Below are 14,889 nucleotides of genomic sequence, written 5' to 3'. Positions count from 1 at the left end.
TGGAATAAGAAAAGGAAAAGGAATAATTAGGAGTAATTATGCCATCACAATATCGCCCACAAATATTAGGCTGGATAGATGATTTAGATAAAGGTAAGAATTATCTTTCAGGTCCTGATGATCGCTTACTATATGCCAACGATAACTATTGCGCTTTTCTTCGTAAAACCTCATCTGATCAGATTTTTTATTTATGTGTTTCTACAATTGTCATTATATGTTCATTTCCAGCGATTTATATATCTTTTCTGTTACTTTTTGAGTTTAATCCCGAAACTGAAAGTTTTATATTTATTACTGTTCTCATTTCATTTATTGCAAGTATTTTAGCATTATACATTTGTATTCCTGAGTTATACCAAAATCTTTTTACACGAAAAGGTAGTCCAATAATCCTTAATCGTAAAACCAAGAAAGTGTATATTAATGAGAGCTATTTCTTTAATTTTACCTCGTTTAAAAATCCGATTCATTTTTTACACCCCAATAAAAAACGGATAAAAGAGTATGATTGGGAAGATTTACATGGGATTGTGGTGCATAATTTTTCCACCTATCCACTCTGTACCACTATTTTAATGGTGTGTGAACCGGGCACACATAAAACCATTGACCATGTGCTATTAGATCCACTGCGTTACGGTATTGGTAGTTATCAGGTCTGGGGATGGGTCAATAATTTTATGTGCTTTAACGATTTAATTAGTTTAAACGACGGAAAATATAGCTGGGAGCAAGAAACACCTTTTAAAAAGGATATCATTCAAGGTCAAGGTTGGCCGGAATGGATGGTTGAAGCGTTTAATGCCCTATCGCCGGAACATCTGATAGAGATTAAACAAAAATATCATGTGCAATAACCAAATTAGCCAATAAAAACAAAGCAAAAGGAAAAGGAATAATTAGGAGCAACAATGCCATCACAATATCGCCCACAAATATTAGGCTGGATAGATGATTTAGATAAAGGTAAGAATTACCTTTCAGGTCCCGATGATCGCTTACTGTATGCTAACGATAACTATTGCGCTTTTCTTGGTAAAACATAATGGTTATAACTAAGATTTGCTCTGTGATCTGAATAAAACAATCAGGGTTAGATTAAGCAAAAGCAAAAGACTGCCGTATTGAACACAAAACTGATAAAAATGATAAATTATGCAGATCCATCTATTTTTAACATATTGAATAAATTTAACTATAGTGTGGAGACAGTAATTTTTATTTACTCGTTTATTTATTATTTTTGAAATATTGATTAATAGTGAAAAGTTATAATAAAAATTGAAAATTAGCGTTTTTATGGCAGATAACATAATGTGAGAAGTTGGCTCCTCCAACAGGACTTGAACCTGTGACATACGGATTAACAGTCCGCCGTTCTACCGACTGAACTATGGAGGAACCGAAATGTAGCGCGCATATTATAGATTTAATGGCGCTGTGTCAATAGTTAATTATCTGAAATTGCTTTTTTTGTTCAATTTTTAACTAATTATCGTCATTTGATATTATTTAAGTGTCAGGATTGTCTTAAATAGTTCTTTTTGTCTTAATAACTGTTGTGGGTGTGAGCCGAGTTCACCTTGAGGGATGGGCACTTTGAGTTTTCGGTAATATTCGATCCAATAAGGAAGAATTTGACCGGTGGCTAAATCGTTAAAATTCATCGGATAGCGTTGAAAATAGTCTTCACCAGATGGGTACTTGAAGGCATAAGTAATTAGTTCACTACAGTAAAAGCCTTCATCATCCTCACGAAAACTATGGTTATAAGGCAACCCTAGACAGGTGTGAACTCGCGTTAATGCGTTTTTGATGACGGTATCATCATAGATGGTTGCTAGCAGATTATATTGAGCGCTAGCTAAAAAGTCGTTGAGCAGCCGTTGGATTACGCCGTACTTTTGAGTGGCTTCAATGACGATATTATTGCCAATATATAACCCAACATGGCTTATCTGATTGATAATGTCATCAGTGTTGGGTTGAGCACCAGAATGGATAATCGCGCTATTGAATTCGCTTACTTCATTCTGGGATTGGAAAATAATATCGCCAATTTGCATTGTTATTGATGTTTTTTCGCGTGATGGCGCCATAATGAGAACATAACGCAAGTTGCAATAATAAACTTAAGTGCATCCACACCGACAAAAGGCAAGTAGCCTACTTGTAGCGCTTCAATAAGTGAAATATGCAAATAACCCATTAGGTAGAGTACACCAAATACAAATAATAGTTGGTGGGCACAGGCGAAGGCGATTAAGCCAAGAATAAAGCGACGATCGTAACCTTTTTCTGCCGCAAATCCGGCTAAATAGGCACTAAATACATAGCCATATAAATAACCAGATGATGGTGAAGCCAATGCCATAATGCCACCGCTACCATTGGCGAATAGTGGTAATCCCATTGCGCCTAAAAAAAGGTATTGCACGATGGCTAATGCACCTAGTTTACGACCTAAAAAAGCGCCAATTAATAACACGGCTAACGATTGAAGGGTAAATGGTACTGGGTAGGTGGGAATGCTGATATTCGCTGCAAGCCCAAGTAGTAGTGCTGCCCCTGTGGTTGCACACAGTTTGCGTTGCCAGGATGTTAAGTTAACTAGTGTGTTGAGATAAGTTGGATAAAAAGTTGTTAATTTCATTATTTTCTACCATTAAAAGATAAACAGTAGTGCCATAATAATACAAAAATTTATAATGTAAACTATTTATAGTTAAAATAGTTTACATAAAAATTTCTTGGTTATCATTTAAATGAATAACTCGTTACACTAAGAAAGGATTGGTCATCCGTTCATTACCAAAGCTCGACATCGGCCCATGACCGGGAACAAAGATAAAATCATCCCCCAAAGGAAAGAGTTTATGGGTAATTGATGAGATGAGATCTGCATGATTACCACGAGGAAAGTCGGTTCGTCCAATACTGCTTTTGAATAATACGTCACCAACAAAAGCAATTTTATCTTTAGCATTAATAAATACGATATGACCGGGAGTGTGGCCGGGACAGAATAGAATATCTAAAGTGATATTGCCGACTTTCACTTGTTCACCTTCCTTTAACCAACGATCCGGTAAAAAGCTGTCAATATATGGAAACCCAAATTGCATGCACTGTTGTGGTAAGCTTGACAATAAAAATTCATCTTCTTGGCTAGGACCAAGGATCTCAACATTATAATGTTTCGCTAATTCAATCGCTGCGCCAACATGATCTAAATGGCCATGAGTTAGGAGTATTTGTTTGATGTTAACACCAAGCTTTTCAACCGCTTTTTTAAGTAGTTCTGCTTCGCCACCCGGATCGATAACTGCGGCTTCCTTTGTTTCATCACACCAAATAATGCTACAGTTTTCCTGAAAATGGGTAACTGGAATGATTTGATACTGAAACATAGTGTTTTCTCCTTGTTGCTTAGTGCCGAGCCGTTAAATTTTGCCCATCTTCTTGGTTTAATTGCGCAAAGATTATGCTTGATAGCATAGTTACGATGCCTAGTATAACAAAGGTTAATTGAAATGCGTGAATGGTAGTTGTTGAATTGCTAAATAATCTTACTAATACTGCACCAAAACCAGTACCAAAACTGATGGCTAATTGTTGATTAACCGCCATCAAACTATTGCCACTGCTGGTGCTTTCACCTTGTAAGTTAGCTAACGTTATACTATTCATTGAGGTAAATTGCATAGAATTAACGCCACCAATACAAAATAACAATACTCCTAATACGGTAAGTGGTGTCGCTAGATTTAATAATGACATGAGAAGGATCAAAATTCCTGCCAAAATAGTATTTGCCACCAGTACAAAACGATAACCTAACCGAGCAAGTACTTTAGTAATAAAGAATCGGGTAAAAATTGAAGCGATTGCCATTGGCATTAACATCATTCCAGCAAACATCGCCGAATAGCCAAAACCAACTTGTAAAAATAGTGGAATTAGAAAAGGTACCCCTGAAATACCCAAGCGACAGACTAAGTTACCGATAATGCCAATTTTAAAGGTGCGGATAGTAAATAATGAGAGTGGAAACAGTGGTGCTTGTCTCTTTTGGGCATAGAGGCGATAAATAAATAGAAATATTAAGCTAATAATAGCCAGTGCCAATGGCAAATAATATTGTTGGCCTTGATTTAAACATTCAATACTCAGCGTCGCGCTGACAAAGGTAATAACAATAAAAATAAATCCAAATGAATCAAAAGGCAGACGTTCACCTTTTAGGTTGGGCATATATTTTAAGCTGACAAGCACGCCTAAAATACCAATTGGCAAATTAATCAAGAACACCCAATGCCAACTTACCATATCAACCAGATAACCGCCTAGTACTGGCCCGAGAACCGGTCCAATTAACCCCGGAATGGTTGCGGTATTTAATGCAGCTAAAAACTCATTACGCTTAAATGCCTTAATCAATACCAAACGTGAAACGGGCACCATCATTGAGCCACCAATACCTTGGATTACCCTAGATATATCTAAGAATATTAGGGAATTGGATAAAGCACACAACAGTGATCCTAATGTAAAAAGCGATACGGCCATGACAAAGATGTTTTTGGTACCAAATTTATCTGATAAATAGCCACTTACCGGAATAAACAGTGCCAAGGTTAACGCATAGCAGATTACCGCTGATTGCATATTTAATGGCGATTCATTAAGATCTTTAGCCATGGTTGGCAGTGCAGTATTTAAAATCGAGGTATCAAGTGATTGCATAAAAAAAGCAAATGCTGCAATCCAAGGTAATATTCGATAGACAAAAGGTGGTAATTCGCTATTCATGTTATTCAGCCTAATATTGATTAATATGCACACACGATGTGCTTAGTGCTAAGTTTATATTCTCTTACCCTTTTATTATGAGGTAAGAGAATTGATGAATGCTAGGTTACGATGACTGATTATTCGCTTTTTGCTTATTTTTAACCGGTTTTCCTTGCCAATAACCGGCCAATAGTGAGCCTGAAATATTGTGCCAAACAGAAAACACGGCTGCCGGCAGTGCAGATAAGGCTGAAAAATAGGTGTTACCAAGTGTCGCAGCTAATGCAGAATTTTGCATTCCAACTTCTAGTGACATGGTTCGGCAAGTCGATTCATCAAATCCGAATAAACGCCCTCCCCAATAACCACCTAGCAAACCAATACCATTATGGATGATTACCGCAAAAATCACCGTTATCCCCACTTGTGCAATGCGATCATGACTACCTGCAACAACAATGCAAATAATTAATAAAATACATAGCATGGATAATAATGGTAAAAAGCGTTCACATTTTTTTACCACTGAATATAAAAAGTGGTGAACCATTAAGCCTAAAACAATTGGAATCAGCACAATTTGGATAATATGCACTAACATCTTCCAGACTGGCACTTCAACAGTGGTACCGACCAGTAAAAGCGTAAGAATTGGGGTTACCACAACGCCAACCAGGGTTGATACCGATGAGATGGTGACCGATAACGCGACATCCCCCTTAGCGAGATAAATCATCACATTTGACGCGGTACCGCTAGCGACGCTGCCGACTAAAACCATGCCGACTAATAATTCTGGTCGCATGGTAAATAATTTAGATAAGATTAAAGCAGTCAGTGGCATAACAATATAATGCAGTAGGGTACAAATTATTACCGCTTTGGGTTTGGTGACGACGCGTTTAAAATCATCAATACTTAACGTTACCCCCATAGTAAACATGACAAACATTAATAATTGTGAGGTATATGGACTAACCGGAAGGAAGATGTTAGGTGAAAAATAGGCGACTATCGCGCAAAGAATTGCCCATAATGGAAATAATCGCGTAAGTGAGATAAGGGATTGCACAAAAAGTTGACTGTAGCGTTGCGACATAAGTACCACCTTGTGGCTTGATAAATTATTAATTATTATATATTTATCTTTTTATTGGATTTGGAATTTCCATTTTATTGATTCTACTAAATAGCGTCAAGGTATTTGTTAGTATTGTGTCGCGTATTAGCAGAGGATCTTCGCTGCGTAATTGACAAAGGATATTAAAAATATCGACAATGTTTTCCGGCCTATTGATTTGTCCTTGCCGGCCACTTAACGGCATGTCAGGTGCATCAGTTTCTAACACTAAACTTTCGAGAGGTAATTTGGCGATGGTATGACGAGTTTTATTGGCTCTGGCATAACTTATTACCCCACCGACACCAATATAATAGCCTAATTTAATAAATTGCATGGCTTGCTCATAGCTACCAGAAAAACCGTGGATCACGCCACGACACGGCAAATTTGCTTGATGTAATTCATGATAGATAACATCGTGAGTTTTGCGTGAATGAATTAAGACCGGTAAATCATGACGTTTGGCGATAGCCAATTGCCCTCGAAAAAACGCAAGTTGTTGTTGCCACTCAACAGATTGGTCATAACGATCTAAACCAATTTCGCCAATAGCAATTAGCTTTGTAGGGTGAGTACTAACTTCACTTACGATTGCCGTTAATTTTTCAAGATCAGCAGGAGAGTGTTGATAAATAGGGTGCAAGCCAAGTGCCGCATACAGTTCATCATATTGCTCTGTGAGTTGTAAAATTTCGCTAAAATGGTCGGCTAATACCGCAGGAATAATTAGACCAGTAATTTTAGCTTGTCGAATAAGGTTGATTGAATTATCTAAATCGGTAACAAAAGCAGGAAAATTAAAATGGCAATGCGTATCAATAAACATAATGCCTCCTATTGTTCGACTTGATGTATTAATATCGGCAGTAAAAAGCGCTGCGCAAAATGGGTTATTTGCTCAATTAATGAATCGTTCAATTCCGGATATAGTCTGGCGTAATAGCTGTCACATTCAGCCAAGTGGAATTGCCCACCTTGCCAAGTATTTAATAATTTGCTGATGGCTTTTTCGCTAGGCTCAATTTCTGCTGTTTTCGGATTATATGTGGTAATTAACCAGCTCCATGCACTTTGTAGTGGGATTAACAGTGGTTGATTAATACCTTGTATATAGCCTTTAACTAAATCGGTCAATATAGTTAAAGCTTGGTTAGCATCAATATGTAAAAAACGCCATTGGTTATCTTCTCGCCCATATAGCCGACTTTGGCTTTCGGTTTTATCCCAATTTAAAATACAGTAAATTAAGTGGTCGATCCATAATGACATACCATCACGAATAGAAAGATTGGCTGGTCGCCAAGTTAAAATTCCATCTTCTTGAATATGGGTTAACCATCCTTGTAATGGATAATGTTGGCCATCTATCGGAATAGTTAAATTCACCTCTAATGTTGACAGATTGGTTCTCTCTTCGAGGATTTTATTGGCTAATGGTTGTAATGATTCGCATAGTTCATCATAAATAATCTCACCAAAAGCACCATCCGGTAATTCACCTGTTAGTGTAAGGCGTTGATAGAAATTATCAGAACCTAGCGACTCTTTGGTGAGCATTTCATTTAAAATCTGTAAATTGAGTTGATAGCGTTTTAAGCTATCCAAACTAAAGTTTTCAGCATCGGGCAAGGTTTCATCTAAATAATTGACATAAAAATTAAAGCGTTTTTGTAAAAAGAATCGAATAGAATGTTGATAAAAACGCTTCAATTCATCCAGATTAATACTATCAATAACTATATTGCTAATATCACTGATAAACGATTGGCTAGCCCCTGATTTTAACGCGGCTGGCAACCATTCATCGGCATAACTTTTTGGTTCATTTAAGAAATTTTGTGGATTAAATGGCGTGCGGGTATGCAATGTTCTTAAGCCATCAATTAGCTGAGTTTGTTTATTGTTGTCTATATCAGTAGCATAATACTGCACAATATAATCCCAAAGTTCATCGACTAATACCGATGGGTAACGTTCGCTATCATCTTTCATATCCCGACCAATATAACTGATATAGAGTTGATTTTGTGCTGATAAGATCGCTTCTAAAAATAGATAACGGTCATCAATACGTCGGCTACGATCGCCTCGTCTTGGATTTTGCGCTATTAAATCAAAATCTAAAGGCAAAGAGGTTCTTGGATAATCACCATCATTCATACCTAACAAGCAAACCAATTTAAACGGAATAGAGCGCATTGGCATCATGGTACAAAAGTTTATTTTACCGACTAAGAATCGATGGGCTAAATGATTTTGTTCCAAGCGTGATTGCATTGCATCATGTAAAATAGTTATCGAGATGTTGTCGGTAAAATTGGCATTTAAACCACTGCTGATCAGCTTTTGCCACTCTTCTTGAATCATTAGCAAAATCGACTCGCGCGAAGTATCGCTAACAAAAAAGTCATTGATAAGCTCAATACAGCAACTTTGCCATTCTGATAACGGTTTGTCTTCACTTAAAATAGTTAGCCATTTACGTACCGATTTTATAAATTCAGCTAATTGACCGATTAATTCGGCATCTAATCCTGTTGCACCATCATAAGGTAAAATCTGCTGCCAACCACCTTGTTCACTATTCATGGTATAACCAAGTAATAATCGTTCAAGGCCAAATAGCCAGCTGTGAGCATTTTCTAGGCCAAAACGAATGCCTGATTCAATAATCCAAGTATGTAATAAAGTTAGTTGTGACTCACTTATGGCAAATTTTTCAGCAATGGCGGGAATTTCTAATAGATTAAATAGCTCTTCAGCGGTAAAGCGGCTTGCAGTAAAGTTTAAAATAGCAAAAAATCCTTGCACGATTGGATCGATGTTGCGGGCTTTTTGATCGGAAATCGTGAACGGTAAATAACGTTGACCTTCGGCATTGCCAAATACCGATCGAATGTAAGGAACATACTTATCAATATCTGAAACCATGACAATGCAATCACGTAGTTCCAGTGTTGGATCGGCATCGAAGGCCGATAAGAGATAATCATAAAGTACTTCAACTTCACGCTGTTCGCTATGGCAGGCATGAAACGTTATTGATCTATCTGTTTTGTCTACTGGTATTTTAGTTACATTGGTTTGGTAGAGTTCTAAGATATCTTGCTGAATAGCCTGTAATAGACACTGGCGCTTATTATCGACAAAGATATCAATGTCTTGTTTATTATTGAACTCTTGTAATAAAAATAGGTTATCTCGCCCCAATTTCCCCCATGATGTTAGCAGTGGGTTGGGAATATTGTCAGGGCTATTTTGCATATCAGATAACTGTTTTTCAACAATATCACCCCAATACCATTTGCAAGGGTTGTTAAACATTAAGTGGACATCAATATGTTGCCCAAGTGCGGATAATAATGACAGATAGATTGGTGGTAATGAGGTAATACCAAAAATGTAAACCCGCTTCGGTAAATGGTTCAACCGCGAGCGATCAAAATCACTATCTAACATAATATCCAACATCTGTTGATAAATATTGGCACGATGATAAGGTTGACTGATTGAGATGAGTTGACGCCATAATTCAGCTTGCCATTTCTCATCGGGATGATTGTTTAATTCCATTACCGTTTGATTAGCTTCCCATTTGGCAAGCCAATCAGGTCGATAGACTAAATATTGGTCAAATAGTCGAGCTATGCGCGTTGCTAATTGATACTGTTTTCGTTCTTCTTTATCAATATTAAGATAATGTTTGATGGTATCAAATTCAGGTCGCTCAATAATTTTCGGCAATAGATAATATAAACGCCAAGTCATTGATTCGACATTATAGCTATTTTCAATCGGTGCTTCAGGCAGCAGAGTTTGATATAACTGCCAAATAAATTGACTGGGAAAGGGAAAATCGACATTAGCTACAATACCCAGATCGTTGGCCAATTCGATTTGTAACCATTGTGCCATGCCTTGGCTTTGCACAATAACCATATCAGGTGTAAACACCTGTTCTAATGGCTCTCTGCGCATTAACTCGCTGACTAATGTTTTGAGTAAATCGACTTGATTTGAATGATAAATAGTAAACATAGTTACATAAATATAGTTACATTAGTATTAATCTAATTGAACTGATTATCGCCGATTGCTATTAATAAATCCAGCTAGCAATCGGTCATGGTTTTTTATAAAGCGACAATTTTCATAAAATCAGCTAGTTTTTATAAAAAAGTTGCGTAACGCTGTTTTAGAGAAGGGAAAAATTGTATTTTTCGCTGGCAACATTTGCTTACTTAATTTGCTTACTTAGTTAAGTAAAGACTAAAAAACAGAAATGTTTGATTAATGATTTACGATGGTAAGCGAGAATAAATCAATTCTTGCAATGTTAATTCCTCCCAAATTCAAGGGAATTAAAAACGGTGTTGGTTGTAAAAGTTTCGATCTGTCAACCAAGAGATGCAGTGATGTTATAGGTGTGATAGCTCTATATGCCCATATGTCACGGTGAATCTATTATTCTCAATTTTTGGTCTTATCGGCAATAAAATCATAAAAAATAGCTTCTATAAAAAGTAGCGGAACGCGGTTAATGAAAATAAAAATGCTGTTTAACAGATATGAATAGATGCAGTTAAGTTGCTAATGAAAAAGGCTACAATTTATTCATTTGTAACCTTTATTGTTTTGTTAAGTGATCAACGTATATTTATTGACCTATACGACGAGTTAACTCGATAACGCGTATTTTTGCTAAGGCTTTTGAAAGTTCAGCAGATGCTTGAGCAAAAGACATATCATCGCTAGGATGATTAATGTGTTCTTGTGCTTGTCTTACTGCTTCTTGCGCCCTTGCTTCATCTAAGTCTTCACCACGAATCGCGGTATCAGCTAAGATTGTTACTATAGTAGGTTGAACCTCTAAAATACCACCAGATAGATAGATAAATTCTTCTTGTCCATCGGCTTTTACAATCCCGACCATTCCCGGCTTAATGGTTGTCAGTAACGGAGTGTGACCAGGATAAATTCCAAGTTCACCTTCTCGTCCTGTGACTCTGATTCGCTGAACATCACCTGAAAAAAGGTGAGATTCAGCACTAACAACTTCTAATTGATAGGAAGTTAGTGCCATAATGCTCTCTCCGTTCTATAAATCTCTTAGAGAGATTTCGCTTTCTCAATCGCTTCGTCGATTGAACCAACCATATAAAATGCCTGTTCAGGAATATGGTCATAATCACCGTTCATAATACCTTTAAATGCACTGATGGTGTCTTTTAATGGTACGTATTTACCCGGTGAACCTGTGAACACTTCCGCAACGAAGAATGGTTGAGATAAGAAACGTTGAATTTTACGTGCGCGAGCAACAGTTAATTTATCGTCTTCTGATAATTCATCCATACCAAGAATCGCAATGATATCTTTTAATTCTTGATAACGTTGAAGAATTGACTGTACGCCACGAGCACAATCGTAATGTTCTTGCCCAACAACAAGTGGATCTAATTGACGACTTGTTGAGTCGAGTGGGTCAACCGCAGGGTAAATACCTAATGATGCGATTTGACGACTTAATACGATTGTTGCATCCAAGTGAGCAAAGGTAGTTGCCGGTGATGGGTCAGTTAAGTCATCGGCAGGTACATATACTGCTTGGATTGAGGTAATTGACCCAGTTTTTGTTGAGGTAATACGTTCTTGTAATAACCCCATTTCTTCTGCTAATGTCGGTTGGTAACCTACCGCAGATGGCATACGACCTAATAGCGCAGATACTTCGGTACCGGCTAAGGTATAACGGTAAATATTATCGATAAATAATAGTACGTCTTTACCTTCATCACGGAATTTTTCTGCCATGGTTAAACCAGTTAACGCTACGCGTAAACGGTTTCCTGGTGGCTCATTCATCTGACCATAAACTAACGATACTTTATCCAGTACGTTTGATTCTTTCATTTCATGATAGAAGTCGTTACCTTCACGCGTACGTTCACCTACACCAGTAAATACTGAGTAACCTGAATGCTCGATCGCGATGTTACGGATTAATTCCATCATGTTTACGGTTTTACCAACACCAGCACCACCAAATAGACCTACTTTACCACCTTTGGCAAATGGACAAATTAAGTCGATAACTTTGATACCAGTTTCAAGTAATTCTGTTGAGTTAGCCAACTCTTCGTATGTTGGTGCTGCACGGTGAATCGCCCAACGCTCTTCTTCACCAATTGGACCTGCTTTATCAACAGGATCACCAAGTACGTTCATAATACGGCCAAGTGTTTTTGTTCCCACAGGAACTTCAATGCCGTGACCTGTATTTACTACTTTAAGTCCACGTCTTAAACCATCAGATGAGCCCATTGCAATACAACATACAACGCCACCACCTAATTGTTGCTGAACTTCCAGAACTAATTTTTCAGTGCCAGTTTCCACTTCTAATGCATCATATACCTTTGGTACTGCATCTTCTGGGAATTCGACATCAACCACCGCACCGATGATCTGGACAATCTTTCCAGTAGCCATTTTTATTCCTCTACGTCTTTTTCTTAACTATAAGCCAATATTTAGCATTAACCTGAAACAGCAGCTGCACCAGATACAATATCAATTAATTCATTTGTGATAGCACCTTGACGGGCTTTGTTATACACAATTTGTAATTCATTAATTAAATTTGCACCATTATCTGTTGCTGCCTTCATGGCCACCATTCTTGCTGCTTGTTCACTCGCTAAATTGTCAACCACCGCTTGATAGACTTGTGATTCAATATAACGACGTAAAATCACATCTAATAATGATTTTGCATCCGGCTCATAAATATAATCCCACGATGAAGCTTTAAGTTCTTTATCTTCTGAAGCTGGTAATGGTAATAATTGCTGTATTGTCGGCTTTTGCGACATGGTATTAATAAATTTATTGGTTACAATATATAATCTATCAATTTTACCGTTGTCATATGCCTCTAGCATTGTTTTTACCGGACCAATTAAATCAGATAAAGTTGGTTCGTCACCTAAATTAGTTACTTGGGTTAAAATATTCGTTTTTACTGAAGAGAAAAACGACACCCCTCGTGAACCAATTAAAGCCACATCGGCTTCAACTCCTTTCTCTTGCCATGCTGACATATCAGCAATAACCGTTTTGAAAAGATTGATATTTAATCCACCACATAAACCACGATCGGTCGAAATGATAAGATAGCCAACTCGTTTTACATCCCTTTCTTCTAAGTAGGGATGTTTGGCGCCTATTTGAGCTAACGCTAAATGTCCAATTACTTCACGAATCATTTCTGCATATGGACGGCTAGCGGCCATTCTGTCCTGCGTTTTACGCATTTTAGAATTGGCTACCATTTCCATCGCTTTAGTGATCTTTTGCGTACTTTGGATACTGGCAATTTTCGTTCTAATCTCTTTTGCATTAGCCATTTGTTACCTCACCCTTACCAAGTTTGAGTTGATTTAAAGCTTTCAAGCATTGCTTTTAACTTACTTTCAATCTCATCGTTGTAATTGCCTGTCTCGTCGATTTGTTTTACAAAATCGGCATATTGACTATGGGCATAAGCAAGAAGTGCTGTTTCAAATGATAATACTTTTGCAAGTTCAACATCTTCTAGATAACCACGTTCAGCGGCATAAAGTACAATTGATTGCTCAGCAACAGTCATAGGAGAATATTGCTTTTGTTTGAGTAATTCAGTTACTTTTTCACCGTGGCTTAATTGGTTTCTTGTTGCTTCGTCTAAGTCAGAGGCAAATTGTGAGAACGCAGCTAATTCACGATATTGGGCAAGTGCGGTACGAATACCACCAGATAATTTTTTCATTATCTTAGTTTGCGCAGCACCACCAACACGAGAAACCGAAATACCAGGGTTTACCGCTGGGCGAATACCTGAGTTAAATAAGCTAGTTTCAAGGAAGATCTGACCATCAGTAATCGAAATTACGTTAGTTGGTACGAACGCCGAAACGTCACCTGCTTGGGTTTCGATAATTGGTAATGCCGTTAATGAACCAGTTTTACCTTTTACTTCACCTTTAGTAAACTCTTCAACATAAGCTTCGTTAACACGAGCTGCACGTTCAAGTAAACGAGAGTGAAGATAGAATACGTCACCCGGGTAAGCCTCACGTCCAGGTGGACGACGAAGTAATAATGAAATTTGACGATAAGCAACGGCTTGTTTTGATAAATCATCATAAACAATAAGCGCGTCTTGTCCACGGTCACGGAAGTATTCGCCCATTGCACAACCAGCGTATGGCGCTAAGTATTGTAACGCTGCTGATTCAGATGCTGATGCTACCACTACAATGGTATTTTTTAGCGCACCGTGCTCTTCAAGTTTACGCACTACGTTAGCAATAGTAGATTGTTTTTGTCCGATTGCCACATAGATACATTTAACACCAGAATTACGCTGATTAATAATAGCGTCAATTGCTAATGCGGTTTTACCGGTTTGACGGTCACCGATGATAAGTTCACGTTGACCACGACCGATTGGAATCATTGAGTCAACCGCTTTATAACCAGTTTGTAATGCTTGGTCAACAGATTGACGGTCGATAACGCCTGGAGCAACAACTTCTACAGGTGAGAACCCATCATGTTGAATCGAACCTTTACCATCAATTGGTTCACCAAGTGTATTGATGACACGGCCTAATAAACCATCACCTACTGGTACCTGTAAAATACGACCAGTACACTGCACTTTCATCCCTTCAGATAAGTCTTCGTATGGTCCCATGACCACTGCACCAACAGAATCTCTTTCAAGGTTTAATGCCATTGCATATCGGTTACCAGGTAATGCAATCATTTCGCCTTGCATTACATCAGTTAATCCGTGGATTCGAAGGATACCATCACTTACTGAGATGATTGTTCCTTCATTGTGAGCGTTACTCACAATATTGAACTGAGCTATCCGCTCTTTAATTAGTTCACTTATTTCAGTTGAATTTAGCTGCATTATC

General features: G+C 37.7%; 13 protein-coding genes and 1 tRNA gene. 2 read left to right on the top strand and 12 right to left on the bottom strand.

The features are described from left to right. Positions 1–38 precede the first annotated feature (38 nt). Positions 39–860 (top strand): DUF6708 domain-containing protein, encoded by an 822-nt coding sequence (locus AC5LXV_RS01295; RefSeq protein WP_493467179.1) that lies wholly within the window; start codon positions 39–41, stop codon positions 858–860. A 54-nt stretch (positions 861–914) separates the two neighbouring features. Further along, positions 915–1,049, top strand: a complete 135-nt coding sequence (locus tag AC5LXV_RS01290; RefSeq protein WP_493467178.1) for a hypothetical protein — start codon at positions 915–917, stop codon at positions 1,047–1,049. Positions 1,050–1,328: 279 nt separating this feature from the next. Here AC5LXV_RS01290 and AC5LXV_RS01285 read toward each other — a convergent pair. The 12 genes from AC5LXV_RS01285 to atpA form a co-directional block, all read right to left on the bottom strand. Further along, positions 1,329–1,404 (bottom strand) — tRNA-Asn (locus AC5LXV_RS01285). A 107-nt stretch (positions 1,405–1,511) separates the two neighbouring features. Continuing rightward, positions 1,512–2,102 carry a YiiX/YebB-like N1pC/P60 family cysteine hydrolase gene (locus AC5LXV_RS01280; RefSeq protein WP_493467177.1) on the bottom strand — a complete coding sequence of 197 codons (591 nt, stop codon included), beginning with the start codon at positions 2,100–2,102 and terminating at the stop codon, positions 1,512–1,514. Next, complete coding sequence (locus tag AC5LXV_RS01275) at positions 2,072–2,656, bottom strand: biotin transporter BioY (protein ID WP_493467176.1); 585 nt, start codon at positions 2,654–2,656, stop codon at positions 2,072–2,074. Before AC5LXV_RS01275 ends, AC5LXV_RS01280 begins: the two co-directional genes overlap by 31 nt. Before the next feature lie 124 nt (positions 2,657–2,780). Then, the gene (locus tag AC5LXV_RS01270) at positions 2,781–3,413 is read right to left on the bottom strand and encodes an MBL fold metallo-hydrolase (RefSeq protein WP_493467175.1); all 633 of its coding nucleotides are present in this window, start codon (positions 3,411–3,413) and stop codon (positions 2,781–2,783) included. Between the two features lie 19 nt (positions 3,414–3,432). After that, positions 3,433–4,815 (bottom strand): MFS transporter, encoded by a 1,383-nt coding sequence (locus AC5LXV_RS01265; RefSeq protein ID WP_493467174.1) that lies wholly within the window; start codon positions 4,813–4,815, stop codon positions 3,433–3,435. Positions 4,816–4,921: 106 nt separating this feature from the next. Beyond that, positions 4,922–5,896, bottom strand: a complete 975-nt coding sequence (panS, locus tag AC5LXV_RS01260) for a ketopantoate/pantoate/pantothenate transporter PanS (RefSeq protein WP_493467173.1) — start codon at positions 5,894–5,896, stop codon at positions 4,922–4,924. A gap of 43 nt (positions 5,897–5,939) precedes the next feature. Next, positions 5,940–6,746 (bottom strand): TatD family hydrolase, encoded by an 807-nt coding sequence (locus AC5LXV_RS01255; protein WP_493461330.1) that lies wholly within the window; start codon positions 6,744–6,746, stop codon positions 5,940–5,942. An 8-nt stretch (positions 6,747–6,754) separates the two neighbouring features. Then, entirely contained in the window at positions 6,755–9,958 is a 3,204-nt protein-coding gene (gene recC / locus AC5LXV_RS01250; RefSeq protein ID WP_493467172.1) for an exodeoxyribonuclease V subunit gamma, read from the bottom strand. 619 nt (positions 9,959–10,577) lie between these two features. Then, positions 10,578–11,003: a F0F1 ATP synthase subunit epsilon gene (locus AC5LXV_RS01245; protein WP_034883253.1), complete on the bottom strand. Its 426-nt coding sequence runs from the start codon at positions 11,001–11,003 to the stop codon at positions 10,578–10,580. Positions 11,004–11,029: 26 nt separating this feature from the next. Then, positions 11,030–12,412: a F0F1 ATP synthase subunit beta gene (atpD, locus tag AC5LXV_RS01240; RefSeq protein WP_025314341.1), complete on the bottom strand. Its 1,383-nt coding sequence runs from the start codon at positions 12,410–12,412 to the stop codon at positions 11,030–11,032. Between the two features lie 47 nt (positions 12,413–12,459). Continuing rightward, entirely contained in the window at positions 12,460–13,329 is an 870-nt protein-coding gene (atpG, locus tag AC5LXV_RS01235; RefSeq protein ID WP_034883246.1) for a F0F1 ATP synthase subunit gamma, read from the bottom strand. 14 nt (positions 13,330–13,343) lie between these two features. Continuing rightward, complete coding sequence (gene atpA, locus AC5LXV_RS01230; protein WP_110432288.1) at positions 13,344–14,885, bottom strand: F0F1 ATP synthase subunit alpha; 1,542 nt, start codon at positions 14,883–14,885, stop codon at positions 13,344–13,346. Positions 14,886–14,889: the final 4 nt, after the last annotated feature.

The organism is Gilliamella sp. LMG 34359, from assembly GCF_984569085.1.
Note: the sequence above shows the minus strand (reverse complement) of the source record. Positions and strands in the feature narration are given on the sequence as shown.